Source organism: Mariniluteicoccus flavus, assembly GCF_054776655.1.
In genome coordinates this window covers 14,080-30,035 of sequence record NZ_BAAHBN010000004.1, presented here as the reverse complement: position 1 = coordinate 30,035, position 15,956 = coordinate 14,080, and the positions used below count along the sequence as shown (strand labels likewise).

Genomic DNA, 15,956 nt, shown 5'->3' with positions numbered 1-15,956 from the left:
TCGTGACCCGCGTCGTACAGAAATTCGGTGGCTCGTCGGTGGCCGATGCCGACAGCATCAAGCGCGTCGCCAAGCGAGTCGCGGCCGCCAAGCAGGGCGGCAGTGAGGTCGTCGTCGTCATCTCCGCGATGGGCGACACGACCGACGAGCTGATGGACCTCGCCCTGCAGGTGTCGCCCATCCCCAAGCCCCGCGAGCTCGACATGCTGCTGACCACGGGCGAGCGCCAGTCGGCGGCGCTGCTCGCCATGGCACTGGCCGACCTCGGCGTCGAGGCCCGCTCCTACACCGGCTCGCAGGCCGGCGTCATCACCACCGGCAAACACGGCGACGCCCGCATCATCGACATCACCCCGGGCCGCATCGAGTCGGCCCTCGGCGAGGGCGACATCGTCATCGTGGCGGGCTTCCAGGGCGTCTCGCAGGACACCAAGGACATCACGACGCTCGGCCGCGGCGCGTCCGACACCACGGCCGTCGCCCTCGCGGCGGCGCTGAAGGCCGACCATTGCGAGATCTACACCGACGTCGACGGCGTCTACACCGCCGATCCGCGCATCTGCCCCGCGGCCAAGCAGATCCCCGAGATCTCCTACGAGGAGATGCTCGAGATGGCCGCCTGTGGCGCGAAGATCCTCCACCTGCGCTGCGTCGAATACGCGCGCCGCTACGACGTGCCCGTGCACGTCCGCTCCTCGTTCTCCGAGCGTCCCGGAACCTGGGTCAAGGACCTCGCCCACATCTCCACGACCGACAAGGAAGGCAATCCGATGGAACAGGCACTCATCTCCGGCGTCGCGCACGACCGCAACGAGGCCAAGGTCACGATCGTCGGCGTCCCCGACCGTGTCGGCGAGGCCGCGAAGCTCTTCGACGTGATCGCGGCCAAGGAGATCAACATCGACATGATCGTCCAGAACGTCTCCCGCGTCTCCGATTCCAAGACCGACATCTCGTTCACCCTCCCCAAGTCGGAGGGCCGCGTCGCCATGCAGGCCCTCAACGGGGTCAAGGAATCCGTCGGTTTCGACGAGCTCCTCTATGACGACCAGATCGGCAAGGTCTCCATCGTCGGGGTCGGCATGAAGACCCACCCCGGCGTGACCGCGAAGTTCTTCCACGCGCTGGCCGATGCCGAGGTCAACCTCGACATGATCTCCACCTCCGAGATCCGCATCTCGGTCGTCGTCGACGGTGACTCCATCGACCGCGCCGTGCGCGCGGCCCACACGGCGTTCGGGCTGGACGGCGACAACGAGGCGGTCGTGTACGCCGGCACAGGCCGCTGACATGGTGGCCCTGGGCGCGATCTTCCTCCTGCTGGTCGCGCTCGTCGTCGTCGTGGTGCTGGTGGCGCTCGTGATCGTCGTCGTCCTGTGGGCCACGAGGAAGAAGGCTGGTCCGCCCGTGCCGGGGCCGCGCGGCCCGCAACCCCCCGTCGGGTGGAGCTACGACTCACATCGCCGCTGAACGAGAAGAGCGGGCCGGACACCATCAGGTGTCCGGCCCGTTTCCGTGTCAGCGAACGGATTCAGAGCTTCGAGGTGAACGACGGGCCCGTCTTCTCCCGCACCTCGTCCTCGGTCACGCCCGGCGCCAGCTCGGTGAGCTGCAGCCCGTCCTCGGCCACGTCGAACACGCACAGGTCGGTGATGATGCGCTGCACGACTCCCTTGCCCGTCAGGGGAAGCGAGCACTCGTCGACGACCTTGTGGGAGCCGTCCTTGGCGACGTGCTCCATCAGCACGACGACCTTCTTCGCGCCGTGCACGAGGTCCATCGCGCCGCCCATGCCCTTGACCATCTTGCCGGGGATCATCCAGTTGGCGATGTCGCCGGAGGCCGAGACCTGCATCGCGCCGAGGATCGCCGCGTCGATCTTCCCCCCGCGGATCATGCCGAACGAGGTCGACGAGTCGAACACCGAGGCACCCTTGCGGAGCGTCACCGTCTCCTTGCCCGCGTTGATGAGGTCGGGGTCCTCCTCGCCCTCGGACGGATAGGCGCCGAAGCCCAGCAATCCGTTCTCCGACTGGAGGACCAGCTCGACGTCGTCGTCGACATAGTTCGGCACCAGGGTCGGCAGGCCGATGCCGAGGTTCACATAGGAGCCGTCGGTCAGTTCCGACGCGGCGCGCGCCGCCATCTGCTCACGGGTCCACGCCATGTCAGGCCTCCCTGGTCTCGTTGTCGGTGCGGTCACCGGCGGCCGTACGCGGCCGCGTGGTCACCTTCTCGATGCGCTTGTCGGCGGCCTGCTCGGGGGTGAGGGCTACGACGCGGTGGACGAAGACGCCCGGCAGGTGGATCTCGTTCGGCTCGAGTTCACCGGGCTCCACGAGCTCCTCGGCCTCGGCGATCGTCACCCGCCCGGCCATGGCGCAGACGGGGTTGAAGTTCTGGGCGGAGTCGCGGAACACCAGGTTGCCGTGGCGGTCGCCCTTCCAGGCCCGCACGAGGCCGAAGTCGGTCACGATCGCCTGCTCCAGCACGAATTCCTTCGGCCCCTCGGCCGTCTCGAACTCGCGGGTCTCCTTGGGCGGCGAGGCCACGGCGACGCCGCCGTCGGTGTCGTAGCGCCACGGCAGGCCGCCCTCGGCGATCTGGGTTCCGACTCCGGTGGCCGTGAAGAACGCCGGGATGCCGACGCCGCCGGCGCGCAGCCGCTCCGCGAGCGTGCCCTGCGGCGTCAGCTCGACCTCGAGCTCGCCCGCCAGGTATTGCCGCGCGAACTCCTTGTTCTCGCCCACGTAACTCGCGACGACGCGGCTGATGCGCCGGTCGCTCAGCAGGATGCCGAGGCCCCAGTCGTCGACGCCGCAGTTGTTCGAGAACACCTCGAGGTCGTCGGCGCCCTGGTCGTGCAGGGCCTGGATCAACACGCTCGGGATGCCGCACAGTCCGAAGCCGCCCACGCTGAGCTTCGATCCGCGGGCGATGTCGGCGACGGCTTCCTCCGCAGAGGGGACGACCTTGTCCATGGCACTCCTTCACACGATCGGGTTCGCCTCGAACCCTAGTCCCTACTGGGAAGTAGGGAGAGGCGGGGACGGATGCGGCCCTCACCCGCCGGTCGAGGGTCGTGCTTGGCACTGGTCACGACCGCGTCGTACTGTCCCCATGCGGATCGGGGGACCGTGCCACCCGTCGTCCGTCGCGAGGATCCCATGCGTACGCTCACCTGTCTGCTGGCCGTCGGCCTCACCCTCTCCGCCGCGCCGCCGGCGTACGCCGCCCCCACACCCACTCCGACCCCGAGGCCCACGTCCACCGCCACGCCCACCCGCAGCGCCACGCCACGCGCCCTCAGCCCGATCGACCAGCGCTGGTCCGAGCTCGGAGGTCAGTCCGGCTGGGTCGGGGCCCCGACGTCGGGCGAATACAGCCAGAACGGTGGCCGCGTACGCACGTTCGTGGGCGCCGACATCGGGTGGACCGAGCAGACCGGCGCGAAGTTCGTGATGGGCGCGATCCGCGAGCGCCATCGTGAACTGGGCGGCATGGGCAGCTTCCTCGGCCAGCCGCGGACCGACGAGATCGATGGCTGGCTTCCCGGCACGCGGCGCAACGACTTCGTCGGCGGCACGCTGTACTACACCTTCCCCCGCGCCTTCACCCTCTATGGCCTGGTCGGTGAGCGCTATCGGACGCTGACGGACCACGAACGGCGCGAGGTCGGGTTGCCGACGAGCGACGAGGTCGACGGACCGCTCGCGGGCTCGCGGCGCAATCGGTTCGAGCGCGGCGAGGTGTCCTGGCACCCGGCCCACGGTGCCCACGCGGTCTATGGCGCCATCTTTCAGCGCTACGACCAGATCCGGTCGACCCTCGGGTCACCGACCTCTGGCGAGGTGGGCGGCGCCATCCCCGGCGTACGCCTCAACCGGTTCGAGCGCGGGACGCTCTATTGGTCGCCCACGACCGGCGCCCACGAGGTCTTCGGCGCGATCGGCGCCCACTATGCCCACGGAGGAGCGGAGCGCTCGGAACTCGGCCTGCCCACGACGGGGGAGTACGGGGTCTCCGGCGGCCTCGCGCAGGACTACCAGTATGGCCGCATCGTGTTCCTGTTCAACGGATTCGTGACGCGGACCGAGCTGCACCGCAACCCCGAGGCCTCCCCCCTGTGGGCTGACTGCACCCTCACCCTGAACGGCGCCCCGGTGACCTGGCGTGCGGGCCAGCGCACGCTGACCGTGGTCAACGGCACGGGCGGGTCGTACGCGAACCTCAAGCATTTCGTCCGCCGCAACTCGAGCTGTGGCTATGACCAGGCGGTGAACGCGACCGCGCGGGTGGGCTACAACGGCATCGCCGATGGGGTCACGCGGGTGCAGGGGTCGGGCACGACACCGGCTGGCACCTACACGATGACCGAGTCCTATGGGTCGCGGCCGAACCCCGGCAGTGGGTTGCCGTATGTCACCTACAACAGCACCGACCGGTGGGTGATGGACTCGAATTCCCTGTACTACAACAACTTCCGCAACCCGAGCCAGGGCGGCTTCTCGACGGTCGACAACGAGCCCCTGGCGGATTCGCCCGTGGAGTTCGAATATTTCATCCCCGTGAACTTCAACCGGGCGCCCGACTTCGTCCGCAAGGACCGCGGCGCGGGGGTGTTCCTGCACGTCCACGGCCCGGGGGCGACGGCGGCGTGCATCTCGGTGACGCGCGAGGAGATCCTCACCGTCCTGCGGAACGTACGCAGCGGCGACACGATCACGATCGTCGCCTGAGCGCAGGGCGGCGGAAATGACGATCGGCCCTGACCGCCAAAGCGGTCAGGGCCGATCTGTGTGTCGGGGTGACAGGATTTGAACCTGCGACCTCGTCGTCCCGAACGACGCGCGCTACCAAGCTGCGCCACACCCCGAGCGCCCCTGCCGGGGCACCGGGAGAGTCTAGCGCCCCCCGCGTTCTGGCACCAACTCAGACGCCGCGCACGTCGGCGTCGCGTGCGGTGAGCGTCAGCAGCGTCGCCTCCGGCGGGCACGCGAAGCGATAGGGCGCGAACGGTGACATGCCGAGCCCGCCCGAGACGTGCAGCGCCGCCGTGTGACCGCCCGCGGTGTGGGTCGACAGGCCCTTCACACGCGCGCGCTCGATGTCGCAGTTGGTCACCAGCGCGCCATACCCCGGTACGCAGACCTGCCCGCCGTGGGTGTGGCCCGCGAAGATCGCGTCCACTCCATCGACAGCCATGGCGTCGAGCACGCGGAGGTAGGGCGCATGGGTCACGCCGACCGACACGTCCGCGCCGGGCGCCGCGGGGCCGGCGACCTCGGCGTACCGGTCCCGCTTGATGTGGGCGTCGTCGGTGCCGCGGAACTCGAACCGCAGCCCGTTCACCTCGAGCTGGGCGCGGCGGTGAGTGAGGTCGTGCCAGCCCCGTTCGGTGAACGCGGCCCCGAGCTCGCGCCAGGGGAGCTCGACGGTGGGCGGCTCGTCGCCGGCCGACTCGGACTTCTTCGCGCTGCTCGGCCCGGCGAAATATGTGAGCGGGTTGCGGAAGTGGGGACCGTGGTAGTCGTTCGACCCCCACACGAACACGCCCGGCGCGTCGAGCAGGCCGCCGTAGGTCTCCAGCACCGCCGACACCGCGCCCGCCGAGGCGTGGTTGTCGCCGGTGTTGACGACCAGGTCGGGGCGCAGCGCCGCGAGCGAGCCGACGAACTCCCGCTTCGCCGTCTGGCTCGGCAGCAGGTGCAGGTCGGACACGTGGAGCACGCGTACGGGGTCGGCACCGGCGGGCAGCACCGGTGCGGTGAACCGGCGCAGCGTGAACCGTCGGGCCTCGACGGCGACCCCATAGCCGACACAGGCGGCGCCGAGGCCCGCCGCCGAGGCGATCAGGCGTCCGAGCACGTCAGGGCTTCTTGGTCTGGCCGGGGGGCTGCGGCGCCTGGGTCGGGGCAGGCGCCGGGGCGGGTGCCGGTGCAGGTGCCGGCGCGGGGGCCGGCGCAGGTGCCGGGGCGGGAGCCGACGTGGGTGCCTTCGACGGGGCGGGGGCGGTCGTCTGCTTCGGCTCCGGCTTGGGGGCCGGGCCCGACGAGATCAGGAACGTGATCGTGCTGCCCTTGGGGGCCGAACCACCGGACGGCGTCGTGCCGATCCACGTGCCGGGACGCGCCGCGTTCGGCACGCGTGAGGTGAGGACGCTGAAGCCGGCGTCCTGCAGCGTGGCCTTGGCCTGCTCCATCGTCATGTTGCGGATGGACGGGATCGGCACCTGCTTGCCCTCGAGGACTTCCTTGCCGACGTCGGTGAACTTGGTCTTCGGACGCCCCTGCAGCGCCGCGGTCATCGCGGGCTTGTAGATGTCCTGACCGGCGTCGCCGCCGCCCGAGCCCGCCATGTTGTAGCCCGAGGAGGGGAGCTTGACGCCCTTGAGGGTCGGCTTCGCGTTCTTGCCGCGCTTGTTCGTCCAGTCCGACGACTTCCAGTAGGGGTGGGTCTTGTCGATCGCGATCATGGCGACGCCCGCGACCTCCGGGGTGTAGCCCGCGAACCACACGGCCTGGTTGGCATCGATCGTGCCGGTCTTGCCGGCCTGGTCATAGCCGCCGGGGATGGTGGCCGGGGCACCCGTGCCGGACATGACCCGCTTGAGCAGGTTGTTCATGCCGTCGGCCACCTTCGCGTCGATGACCTGGCGGCAGTTGGCCGAGGGCACGGGGATCTCCTTGCCCTCCTTCGAGGTCACGCGCTTGATCACGATGGGGTCGCAGTGCTTGCCGCGGGCGGCGAACGTCGCGTACGCCTCGGTCACCGACAGGGGCGTCACCTCGGCCGAGCCGAGGGTGAAGGCCGGGATGGAGTTGAACTGCTCGACGATGTCGCCGCGCGAGCCCAGCTTCACGCCGAGGTCCTTCGCCATCTTCGTGGTCTCGCAGCCGCCGACGTCGGCGATCAGCTGGACGTAGTAGGTGTTCACCGACATCGAGGCCGCGCGATACATGTCCATCGTGCCGTTGGCGCCGGTCGAGTTCTTCACCGTCCAGTCGCCATACTGCTTGAACTTGCCCTGGCAGTTCTTGAACTGCTTGCCCTTGAAGTCCATGCTCGGTTCGGCGTTGTAGGTCTTGGTCAGCGGGATGCCCTGGGCGAGCGCCGCGGCCGAGGTGAACGCCTTGAAGGTGGAGCCGGCCTGATAGCCCTCGGCGCCGCCCATGTCGTCGTCCGACATCGAGCCGCCGACGGCGTAGTTGTAGTAGGTCTCGCCGGCCGCCAGGTTGTTGCCCATGCGGGGCCGGTTCTGGGCCATGCCGAGGATCAGTCCGGTGCCGGGCTGGATCATGGTCATCGTCGAGATGACGGGGTCCTGCGGGTTGAGCTCCTTGTCGATGGCGCGCTCGGCCGCGTCCTGGCTCTTCGGGTCGATCTCGGTCTCGATGGTGAGGCCGCCGCGCTTGAGCGTGTTCTCGCGCTCGGCGGGGGTCGCGCCCAGGGCCGGCATCTTCTTCAGGGAGCGCGAGACGTAGTCGCAGAGGAAGGGATAGCGGGTGCCGACGCAGCCGTTGACCGTGGGCCGGATCTTCGACCGGTCGAACGGCGTCGCGGCGGCGGCCTTGGCGTCCTCGTTGTTGATCAGGTTCAGCGTCGCCATGCGGCCGAGCACGACCTTGCGGCGATCGAGCGCGACGCGCTCGTAGTTGACCGGGTCGGTCTGGACGGGGTTCTGCACGAGGCCCGCCAGCAGCGAGGCCTGGGCGAGGTTGAGGTCCTTGGCCGAGACCGAGAAGTATTTCTGCGCGGCGGCCTCGACGCCGTAGGCGCCGTAGCCGTAGTAGGCGATGTTCAGGTAACGCTCGAGGATGACGTCCTTGGGGAACTTCTTCTCCAGCGCGATCGCGTAGCGCAGCTCCTCGATCTTGCGCGACATCGAGCGCGCCTGGGCGGCCTGCTTCGCGCCGTCGTCGCCCGCGAGGTGGGCGGCCTCGACGCGGACCATCTTGACGTACTGCTGCGTCAGCGACGAGCCACCCTGCGTACCGCCGCCCGACGACGAGCTGTTGCGCACCAGCGCGCGGAGGGTGGCCTTGACGTCGAGGGCACCATGCTCATAGAAGCGATGGTCCTCGATGGCGACCTGGGCCTGGCGCATCACCGGGGCGATCTGGTCGAGCGGGACATAGACCCGGTTCTCCTCCCAGAACCGCGCCAGCTCCTCACCGTTGGCCATCTTCACCACGGAGCGCTCCGACTGGGGCGGGATCTCCATGTCGGCGGGCAGGTTCTCCAGCGAGCCCGCGACCGACTTGGTGGCGGCGCCCGCCATGCCGGCGAAGGGGATGAACAGCCCGGCGACGAGGACGCCGGCGAAGACGCTCACGACGACGAACATGATGGCGCGATACAGCAGGGTGCCGGCGCGCGCAGAGTTGGTGGCCATGGGCGCCAGCCTACGTGAGCGTGCCAGCGCGCCGAAACGAACGAGGGTGCGAGTCTGGGCCCGTCGGATCGGACCGTGGTCGTACCCCCGAACGGGGGGAATCTTCTCGCGGGTAGCGTGACATGGGTCTCATACCAGTGTGCCGACTGGCATTTTCGCGACGTTCGTTCCTACCCTGTACCGCAACGTGCCGATCCTGACAGTCGGTCACGAAACGGCATGTGCCAGTCGGCACAGGCGCGCTGGACGCACGAGGGGGCGGCAATGACGCTGGTTCACGACGATTGGACCCTGATGGCCAAATGCCAGGGGAGCACCGACGCGCTGTTCGTCGAGGGGGCCGAGCAGAAGCAGGCCCGCACCATCTGTCGTGACTGTTCCGTGCGTCCCCACTGCCTCGCCGAGGCCCTCGACAACCGCATCGAGTGGGGCGTGTGGGGCGGCATGACCGAGCGCGAGCGCCGTCACCTCCTGCGGGTGCGCACCGACGTGTCGTCGTGGGCGTCAGTGCTGCTCGGCGAGAAGCCGTCCGACGGCGCGTAGCGCCTCGAGGTCGCTGACCTCGCCATCGAGCGCGGCCACCTGCGCGAGGGGTACGCCGGGCCGCTCGGCCATGAACTCAGCCACCTGCGCGCGTTCCGCATCGATGGTCCTGCGCCGGGCGGCGTGCCGCTCCAGCGCGACGCGGGCCACGCGTACGCCGGGCTCGTCCCCCAGGTCGCGGGCGAGCCGTGCGGCCTCGTCGGCCGACAGGTCCGACTCGCTGTGGTGGACGCGGTTCACCACGACCCCGGCCAGCGGCATGTTCTCGGTGGCCAACCGGTCGGTGAAGAAGCGTGCCTCGCGCAGGGCGGCGTGGGCGGGTGAGGCGACGACGACGAATCGCGTGTCGGGGGACGACAGGGTCGCCAGCGTCGCCTCCGCTCGCTGACGGAACCCCCCGAAGAGGGTGTCGAAGGCCGCGACGAAGGCCTGGACGTCGGTCAACACCTGCGCGCCGAGGATCTTGCCCATCGCCCCCAGCACGAGGTTGACGCCGACACTCATGAGCCGCAGCGGCCCGCGGGCCGGGGCCAGCAGCAGGCGCAGCATCTTGCCGTCCAGCAGTGCGGCGAGGTGTTCGGGCGCGTCGAGGAAGTCGAGGGCCGAGCGGCTCGGCGGGGTGTCGACGACGATGAGGTCCCAGGTGTCGGACGCGTCGGCCTCCGCGTGGAGCTGGCCCAGCTTCTCCATCGCCATGTATTCCTGCGTGCCCGAGAACGACGTCGACAACGCCTCGTAGAACGGGTTGTCGAGGATCTGGCGCGCGGCCGCCGGCGACGCGTGGCCGGTCACCACGTCGTCGAACGTGCGCTTCATGTCGAGCATCATCGCGTCGAGCGAGCCGCCCGCGTCGGTGTCGAGGACACGGCGCGGTGCGTTGTCGAGCTCGGTCAGGCCGAGGCTCTGGGCCAGGCGCCGGGCGGGGTCGATGGTGAGCACGACCACGCGTCGGCCGCGCTCGGCGGCGCGCAGCGCGAGCGCCGCGGCGGTCGTGGTCTTGCCGACGCCGCCGGCGCCGCAGCACAGGACGATGCGTACGCCCGGGTCGTCGAGCAGGGCGTCGACGTCGAGCCGGCTCACCGGTCGCCCCCCACGGGACCGGCCTCGTCGAGCAGGCCGGCCTGATCCAACAGCGTGGCGAGCGTACGCAGCCCCGCGTCGTCGACGCCGCCGCCGAGGCGGGGGAGGTCGACCATCGGCAGCCCGGCCGCGGCGAGCTCGGCGCGCTCCTCGGCCTCGGCGGTGACCTGGCCGGCCTCGCGGGCCAGCGTCGTGGCCAGGGCGGGAGCGATCGCCGGGTCGACCCCCGTCACCGCCAGGTCTCCGCCGGCGGCGCGGGCGGCCTCGTCCGCGGTGAGGCCCCCGCCCGTCGGCCCGGCGGAGGTCAGCGCGGGAGTCACCATCGTGCACACCACCGACCCCAGCGGGATCTGGGTGGCGGCGAGCTCGCGCACGGCCTCGAGGGTCTCGGTCACCGGCAGGTCCTCCAGCAGCGTGGTCAGGTGGATGACGGTGGCGTCGGAGCGGAACAGTTCCATGATCGAACGCGCCTGGGCGTGGATCGGGCCGACGCGCGCGAGGCCGGACACGGCCTCGTGGACGTTGAGGAACTGCGCGATGCGCCCGGTCGGCGGCGCGTCCAGGACCACGACGTCGTACGCGTCCTCGCGCCCCTTCTGGCCCCGGCGGACCGCCTCGTAGACCTTGCCGGTGAGGAGCACGTCGCCGAGTCCGGGGGCGATGGAGGTCGCGAACTCGAGCGCGCCGAAGCGCTCGAGCGCCTTGCCGGCGAGACCGAGGTGATAGTTCAGGTCGAGGTATTCCATGAGCGCGGCGCGCGCCTCCACCGACAGCCCGACGACCTCGCCGCCCGCGGGCGTGGTGGCCATCAGCTCCTCGCGCCCCGGCGTGAGCACGACGCCGAACAGGTCGCCGAGCGTGGGGCGACCCTCGACCTCGCAGACCAGCACGCGCCGGCCGCGCGCCGCGTGCGCGTACGCCAGCGCCGCCGCCACCGTGGACTTGCCGGTGCCGCCCTTGCCGGTGACGATCTGCAGCTCGCGGGACATGACCACCAGCCTAGGGGCACCCCGGTGACGGCGCCCCGGAGCGGGGGAGCAGGATCGGATCGGGCGTCCACGAAGCGCCCACCCCGGGTCCGTCGGCCGATCGTCGACGGGCGGACAACGACGTCCCACAAGGAGCACCGATGAAGACCGACCTCGAGATCGCCGCCGAGGCCACCCTGCGCCCGATCTCCGACGTCGCCGACGAGCTGGGCCTCGACGACGACCTGCTGGAGCCCTACGGCCGCCACGTGATGAAGGTCGACCCGGCCGCCGCGATGGAGCGGCTGGCCGACCGTCCCCGAGGGAAATATGTGGTCGTCACCGCGATCACGCCCACGCCGCTGGGCGAGGGCAAGACGGCGACGACGGTCGGCCTCGGCCAGGCCTTCGCCCACCTCGGGAAGCGCGGGCTCATCGCGATCCGCCAGCCGTCCATGGGCCCGACATTCGGCATCAAGGGCGGCGCCGCCGGTGGCGGCTATTCCCAGGTCGTCCCCATGGACGTGATGAACCTCCACCTCACGGGCGACTTCCACGCGGTGACCGCGGCGCACAACCTGCTGGCCGCCATGGTCGACAACCACCTGTTCCACGGCAACGAGCTCGGGCTCGAGCCCTCGGCGATCACCTGGCGCCGCGTGCTCGACGTCAACGACCGCGCCCTGCGCAACATCGTGCTGGGGCTGGGCGCGAGGCTCGACGGCGTGCCGCGCCAGTCGGGCTTCGACATCACCGCGGCCTCGGAGGTGATGGCGCTGCTGGCCCTCGCGCGCGACCTCGGCGACCTGCGCGCCCGGCTCGGGCGCATCGTCGTGGGCACCGACCGGGGTGGCTCCCCGGTCACCGCCGAGCAGCTCGGCGCGGCCGGCGCGATGGCGGTGATCATGAAGGAGGCCATCAAGCCGAACCTCATGCAGACGTTGGAGGGTACGCCGGCCCTCGTCCACGCGGGACCGTTCGGCAACATCGCGACGGGCAACTCGTCGGTCGTCGCCGACCTGATCGGGCTGCGGTGCGCCGACTACGTCGTGACCGAGGCCGGGTTCGGCGCCGACATGGGCGCCGAGCGCTTCTTCAACATCAAGTGCCGCGTCTCGGGGGAGTCGCCCGACGCCGCCGTCGTGGTCGCCACGGTCCGCGGGCTCAAGTTCGCCTCGGGCGGTTTCAGGATCGTCACCGGCAAGCCGCTGCCGCCCGAGCTGCTGGCCGAGGACCCGGGCGCGGTCGAGGCGGGGGCGGCCAACCTGGTCAAGCAGATCGAGAACGTCCGCCTGCACGGCGTCTCCCCGGTGGTGGCCATCAACCGCTTCCCGACCGACCACGACTCCGAGGTCGACGCGATCCGGCGCATCGCCGAGGGAGCCGGCGCGCGGGCGGCGGTCTACGAGGGGGTGGCCCGGGGCGGCGAGGGCGGCGTGGAACTGGCCCGCGCGGTCGTCGAGGCCTGCGAGGAGCCGACGTCCTTCGCGCCGCTCTATGACCTCGACCAGCCGCTGACGGCGAAGATCGAGGCGATCGCGACCCAGGTCTACGGGGCCGACGGCGTCGACTACGCGCCGGCGGCGGCCAAGCAGCTGGCCGCGTACGAGGCGCAGGGCTTCGGGGCCCTGCCCATCTGCATGGCGAAGACCCACCTCTCCATCTCGTCCGATCCGACGCTCAAGGGGGCGCCGACGGGGTGGCGCCTCCCGGTCCGCGAGGTGCGGGCGTCGGTGGGCGCCGGGTTCATCTATCCCATCTGCGGCGACATGAGGACCATGCCGGGACTGGCGAGCTCGCCGGCCGCCCATCGCATCGACCTGGACGAGTCGGGGAACGTGGTGGGGCTGAGCTGAGCGTCGGTCACTAGGCTGCCCCCATGACCAAATGGGAATACGTGACCGTGCCGGTGCTCGTCCACGCGACGAAGCAGATCCTCGACAACTGGGGTTCCGACGGGTGGGAGCTCGTGCAGATGGTGCCGGGCATGAACCCGGAGAACCTCGTGGCCTACATGAAGCGACCGATCCCCGCGAAGGACGGCGACCAGTGACGGCGTCGGAGAAGCTCGCCGAGCTCGGCATCGAGCTGCCCGCGGTCGCCAGGCCGGTGGCCGCGTACATCCCGGCGACGCGCGTCGGCAACCAGGTCTGGACCTCGGGCCAGGTGCCGTTCGTCAACGGCGAGCTGCAGATCACGGGCAAGGTGGGTGCCGAGGTGACGCCCGAGCAGGCGGCCCAGCAGGCCCGCATCTGCGCGCTCAACGGCCTGGCCGCCATCGCGGCCGAGTGCGGCGGCATCGACAGGATCACCCGCATCGTCAAGATGGTGATCTTCGTGGCGTCGGCACCCGACTTCACCGGACAGCCGGCCGTCGGCAACGGCGCGAGCGAGCTCGTGGCCGAGGTCTTCGGCGAGGCGGGCGCCCACGTCCGCAGCGCCGTGGGCGTGGCCGCGCTGCCGATGAACTGCTGCGTCGAGGTCGAGATGGTGGCGGAGGTCGCCTGATGTCCCATGGTGCCTCGTCGTGACCCTGGCCGCGTGATGGAGCCGTACGCGGGCGTCCACTCCTGGGAGGTGTTCGAGCACGTGCCGAACGCCGACCTCGGGCGGATGCCCGCGGCCATCGCGGGCCAGCTCAGCGCCGGGGCCGGGCGTACGCCGGTGGAGCCGCGACCGTCCGCGACGGTCGTGCCGCTGCGCCGCGGGCCCGGTGGTGCCGCCGAGGCGTGGCTGATGCGGCGCCGCGACACCATGAGGTTCGGCGGCCTGTGGGCCTTCCCCGGCGGGAAGCTGGAGCCGGGCGACGAGGCGCACGCCGACCCCCTGCGTGAGTGCGCCGTGCGCGAGCTCGCGGAGGAGACCGGCTGCGTCGCGGCGCCCGACGACCTCGTGACGTGGGCGCGGTGGATCACCCCGGAGCCGCTGGCCTACCGGTTCGACACCTGGTTCTTCCTGTGGGTCGTTCCCGCCGGGGTCGACGTGGTGCCCGGGGCGCAGGAGGCGATCGAGGGCCGCTGGGTGACGGGGCTCGACGACCTCGAGTCCGGGCGCGGGGCCGATCCGGGGGAGGCGGCCATGATGCCGCCGACGCGGGCCGCGCTCCTCGAGCTCGGGTTGCTCGGCTCGCTCGACCGCGTCCTCGAGGCCGCCCGCGGGCGCGTCGTCGAGTCGGTGACACCCCGCTGGGTGAGCGACGGCCAGGCCTGGCGATCGAGCTATCCGCTCCGATCGGGGGAGTGGCAGTGATCGACCACCTGCTCGCCCCGAACCCCGGCGCCATGACGCTCGAGGGCACGAACACCTGGATCCTCGCCCCCACAGGGGAAGCCGCGGTCGTGATCGATCCGGGACCGGCCGATCCCGACCACATCCTGGCCATCCGATCGCTGTGCAGCCACGGGATCCGGGAGGTCTGGCTCACCCATCACCACCACGACCACAGCGAGTCGGCCCAGGGATTGGCCGATTCCCACGGCGCCGACGTGCGGGCGTTCGACCGCGCCCTGTCGTCGGGAAAGCCCTTCTCCGACGACGAACGCGTGCGGTTCGGCGAGTTCGAGGTCACCGTCCACCACCTCCCCGGGCACACGCGCGATTCCGTGGGCTTCGTCGTGTCGGGGGGCGGCGTCGACGACGGGCCCGTGCTGCTCACCGGCGACTCGGTGCTCGGCCGCGGCACGACGGTGATCGCCCACCCCGACGGCGACCTGGCCGCCTATCTCGCTTCCCTGCAACGGATGCAGCGCATCGTGGCCGATCGCGGCGTACGCCGGATCCTGCCCGGTCACGGACCGGTCATCGACGATCCCCGGGGCGTGCTCTCCGACTATGTGCAGCATCGCCACGACCGCCTCGACCAGGTGCGCCGGGCCGTGCGGGACGGGGCGCGGTCGGCCGATGACGTCGTCGACGCGGTGTATGGCGACCTGTCGCCCACGCTGCGCGCGGCGGCGCTGAAATCGGCGCAGGCCCAGCTGGCGGACCTGCGCGACGAGGACTGAGGGCGGGCGAGATGGCCATCCCGAAGGTCCTGCTCTACTACGCGTTCGCGCCGCTGTCCGACCCCGAGGCGGTGCGCCTGTGGCAGCACGCGCTGGCCGAGGGTCTGGGCCTCACCGGGCGCATCATCGTGTCGCCGCACGGCATCAACGGCACGGTCGCGGGCGACGTGACGGCCTGCAAGCAGTATGTGAAGCGCACCCGGGCGTACGCGCCGTTCGCGACCCTGGACGTGAAGTGGAGCGAAGGCACCGGTGACGACTTCCCACGGTTGAGCGTGAAGGCCCGCGACGAGATCGTCGCATTCGGCGTGCCCGACGAGGTCGTGGTCGACGCGTCCGGCGTCGTGGGCGGCGGACGTCATCTCACCCCCGACGAGGTGCACGCCCTGGTCGCCGACCGCGGCGACGAGGTGGCCTTCTTCGACGGCCGCAACGCGTGGGAGGCCGAGATCGGGCGCTTCCGCGGCGCGGTGGTGCCCGACGTCGCGACCACCCGCGATTTCGTTGCGGAGCTGGAATCGGGGAAATACGACGAGCTGAAGGACCGGCCTGTCGTCACCTACTGCACCGGCGGGATCCGCTGCGAGGTGTTGTCGGCGCTCATGGTCAACCGTGGCTTCCGCGAGGTCTATCAGCTCGACGGCGGCATCGTCCGCTATGGCGAGCGCTTCGGTGATGGAGGCCTGTGGGAGGGGACGCTGCGGGTCTTCGACGGGCGCGAGCGAGTGCGGTTCTCCGGCGACGCGGCGGTCATCGGCCAGTGTGAGATCTGCGGGGCGGCGACCGATCACCACCGCGACTGTGTCGCCCGTGGCTGCAAGGGGCGCGCCCTGCTGTGCGACGACCACGCGTACGCCCCGCTCTGCCCGCCCCACCGGCGTATTAGCGACCCGTAAACACACTCCGCACGCCGTACACGACGTGCGGAGTGTGTTTTCGGGTCGCTAATACAGTCCTTCGGGCTGA

Annotated in this window: 16 protein-coding genes and 1 tRNA gene; 10 read left to right on the top strand and 7 right to left on the bottom strand. The window is 70.7% G+C overall.

Annotated elements, in window-relative coordinates:
- The first annotated feature begins 2 nt into the window (after positions 1–2).
- A complete protein-coding gene (locus ACYVAG_RS08310) occupies positions 3–1,289 on the top strand; it encodes an aspartate kinase (RefSeq protein WP_460768730.1) in 1,287 nt (428 codons plus the stop codon).
- Position 1,290: 1 nt separating this feature from the next.
- Positions 1,291–1,470 (top strand): hypothetical protein, encoded by a 180-nt coding sequence (locus ACYVAG_RS08305; RefSeq protein ID WP_460768728.1) that lies wholly within the window; start codon positions 1,291–1,293, stop codon positions 1,468–1,470.
- Between the two features lie 61 nt (positions 1,471–1,531).
- On the opposite strand, the gene ACYVAG_RS08300 is transcribed toward ACYVAG_RS08305, so the two are convergent.
- Both ACYVAG_RS08300 and ACYVAG_RS08295 read right to left on the bottom strand, forming a co-directional pair.
- The gene (locus ACYVAG_RS08300) at positions 1,532–2,167 is read right to left on the bottom strand and encodes a CoA transferase subunit B (protein WP_460768725.1); all 636 of its coding nucleotides are present in this window, start codon (positions 2,165–2,167) and stop codon (positions 1,532–1,534) included.
- Position 2,168: 1 nt separating this feature from the next.
- Positions 2,169–2,981, bottom strand: coding sequence for a CoA transferase subunit A (locus tag ACYVAG_RS08295; RefSeq protein ID WP_460768723.1), 813 nt, complete (start codon positions 2,979–2,981; stop codon positions 2,169–2,171).
- Positions 2,982–3,167: 186 nt separating this feature from the next.
- Between ACYVAG_RS08295 and ACYVAG_RS08290 the strand changes: the two genes are divergently transcribed.
- Complete coding sequence (locus ACYVAG_RS08290; protein WP_460768721.1) at positions 3,168–4,739, top strand: L,D-transpeptidase family protein; 1,572 nt, start codon at positions 3,168–3,170, stop codon at positions 4,737–4,739.
- A gap of 63 nt (positions 4,740–4,802) precedes the next feature.
- On the opposite strand, the gene ACYVAG_RS08285 is transcribed toward ACYVAG_RS08290, so the two are convergent.
- The 3 genes from ACYVAG_RS08285 to ACYVAG_RS08275 all read right to left on the bottom strand — a co-directional run bounded on the left by ACYVAG_RS08285 (position 4,803) and on the right by ACYVAG_RS08275 (position 8,395).
- A tRNA-Pro gene (locus ACYVAG_RS08285) sits at positions 4,803–4,876 on the bottom strand.
- A gap of 56 nt (positions 4,877–4,932) precedes the next feature.
- Positions 4,933–5,868 (bottom strand): metallophosphoesterase, encoded by a 936-nt coding sequence (locus tag ACYVAG_RS08280; protein ID WP_460768719.1) that lies wholly within the window; start codon positions 5,866–5,868, stop codon positions 4,933–4,935.
- A gap of 1 nt (position 5,869) precedes the next feature.
- Entirely contained in the window at positions 5,870–8,395 is a 2,526-nt protein-coding gene (locus ACYVAG_RS08275) for a transglycosylase domain-containing protein (RefSeq protein ID WP_460768717.1), read from the bottom strand.
- Positions 8,396–8,659: 264 nt separating this feature from the next.
- Here ACYVAG_RS08275 and ACYVAG_RS08270 point away from each other — a divergent pair, with 264 nt between their 5' ends.
- Positions 8,660–8,938, top strand: a complete 279-nt coding sequence (locus tag ACYVAG_RS08270; protein ID WP_460768715.1) for a WhiB family transcriptional regulator — start codon at positions 8,660–8,662, stop codon at positions 8,936–8,938.
- Here ACYVAG_RS08270 and ACYVAG_RS08265 read toward each other — a convergent pair.
- A complete protein-coding gene (locus tag ACYVAG_RS08265; RefSeq protein ID WP_460768712.1) occupies positions 8,900–10,018 on the bottom strand; it encodes an ArsA family ATPase in 1,119 nt (372 codons plus the stop codon). The genes ACYVAG_RS08270 and ACYVAG_RS08265 overlap by 39 nt on opposite strands.
- Complete coding sequence (locus ACYVAG_RS08260) at positions 10,015–11,007, bottom strand: ArsA-related P-loop ATPase (RefSeq protein WP_460768710.1); 993 nt, start codon at positions 11,005–11,007, stop codon at positions 10,015–10,017. The genes ACYVAG_RS08265 and ACYVAG_RS08260 overlap by 4 nt, the downstream gene beginning before the upstream one ends.
- Before the next feature lie 140 nt (positions 11,008–11,147).
- Here ACYVAG_RS08260 and ACYVAG_RS08255 point away from each other — a divergent pair, with 140 nt between their 5' ends.
- From ACYVAG_RS08255 to trhO, 6 genes are read left to right on the top strand one after another with little or no spacing between them, the layout of a single operon-like run.
- Positions 11,148–12,842, top strand: a complete 1,695-nt coding sequence (locus tag ACYVAG_RS08255; RefSeq protein ID WP_460768707.1) for a formate--tetrahydrofolate ligase — start codon at positions 11,148–11,150, stop codon at positions 12,840–12,842.
- Positions 12,843–12,865: 23 nt separating this feature from the next.
- Complete coding sequence (locus ACYVAG_RS08250) at positions 12,866–13,039, top strand: DUF4177 domain-containing protein (protein ID WP_460768705.1); 174 nt, start codon at positions 12,866–12,868, stop codon at positions 13,037–13,039.
- Entirely contained in the window at positions 13,036–13,494 is a 459-nt protein-coding gene (locus tag ACYVAG_RS08245; RefSeq protein ID WP_460768703.1) for a RidA family protein, read from the top strand. Before ACYVAG_RS08250 ends, ACYVAG_RS08245 begins: the two co-directional genes overlap by 4 nt.
- 36 nt (positions 13,495–13,530) lie before the next feature.
- Positions 13,531–14,235, top strand: a complete 705-nt coding sequence (locus tag ACYVAG_RS08240) for an NUDIX hydrolase (RefSeq protein WP_460769181.1) — start codon at positions 13,531–13,533, stop codon at positions 14,233–14,235.
- A complete protein-coding gene (locus ACYVAG_RS08235; RefSeq protein ID WP_460768700.1) occupies positions 14,226–14,990 on the top strand; it encodes an MBL fold metallo-hydrolase in 765 nt (254 codons plus the stop codon). The genes ACYVAG_RS08240 and ACYVAG_RS08235 overlap by 10 nt, the downstream gene beginning before the upstream one ends.
- Positions 14,991–15,001: 11 nt before the next feature.
- Positions 15,002–15,886, top strand: a complete 885-nt coding sequence (trhO, locus tag ACYVAG_RS08230) for an oxygen-dependent tRNA uridine(34) hydroxylase TrhO (RefSeq protein ID WP_460768698.1) — start codon at positions 15,002–15,004, stop codon at positions 15,884–15,886.
- Positions 15,887–15,956 lie beyond the last annotated feature (70 nt).

What these genes read in the sequence shown, in the direction of transcription:
- ACYVAG_RS08250 (WP_460768705.1), top strand. Translation starts at nt 12,866, where the DNA reads ATGACCAAATGGGAATACGTGACCGTGCCGGTGCTCGTCCACGCGACG.
- ACYVAG_RS08275 (WP_460768717.1), bottom strand. Translation starts at nt 8,395, where the DNA reads ATGGCCACCAACTCTGCGCGCGCCGGCACCCTGCTGTATCGCGCCATC.
- ACYVAG_RS08290 (WP_460768721.1), top strand. Translation starts at nt 3,168, where the DNA reads ATGCGTACGCTCACCTGTCTGCTGGCCGTCGGCCTCACCCTCTCCGCC.
- ACYVAG_RS08270 (WP_460768715.1), top strand. Translation starts at nt 8,660, where the DNA reads ATGACGCTGGTTCACGACGATTGGACCCTGATGGCCAAATGCCAGGGG.
- ACYVAG_RS08240 (WP_460769181.1), top strand. Translation starts at nt 13,531, where the DNA reads ATGGAGCCGTACGCGGGCGTCCACTCCTGGGAGGTGTTCGAGCACGTG.
- ACYVAG_RS08300 (WP_460768725.1), bottom strand. Translation starts at nt 2,167, where the DNA reads ATGGCGTGGACCCGTGAGCAGATGGCGGCGCGCGCCGCGTCGGAACTG.
- trhO (WP_460768698.1), top strand. Translation starts at nt 15,002, where the DNA reads ATGGCCATCCCGAAGGTCCTGCTCTACTACGCGTTCGCGCCGCTGTCC.
- ACYVAG_RS08305 (WP_460768728.1), top strand. Translation starts at nt 1,291, where the DNA reads ATGGTGGCCCTGGGCGCGATCTTCCTCCTGCTGGTCGCGCTCGTCGTC.
- ACYVAG_RS08295 (WP_460768723.1), bottom strand. Translation starts at nt 2,981, where the DNA reads ATGGACAAGGTCGTCCCCTCTGCGGAGGAAGCCGTCGCCGACATCGCC.
- ACYVAG_RS08255 (WP_460768707.1), top strand. Translation starts at nt 11,148, where the DNA reads ATGAAGACCGACCTCGAGATCGCCGCCGAGGCCACCCTGCGCCCGATC.
- ACYVAG_RS08260 (WP_460768710.1), bottom strand. Translation starts at nt 11,007, where the DNA reads ATGTCCCGCGAGCTGCAGATCGTCACCGGCAAGGGCGGCACCGGCAAG.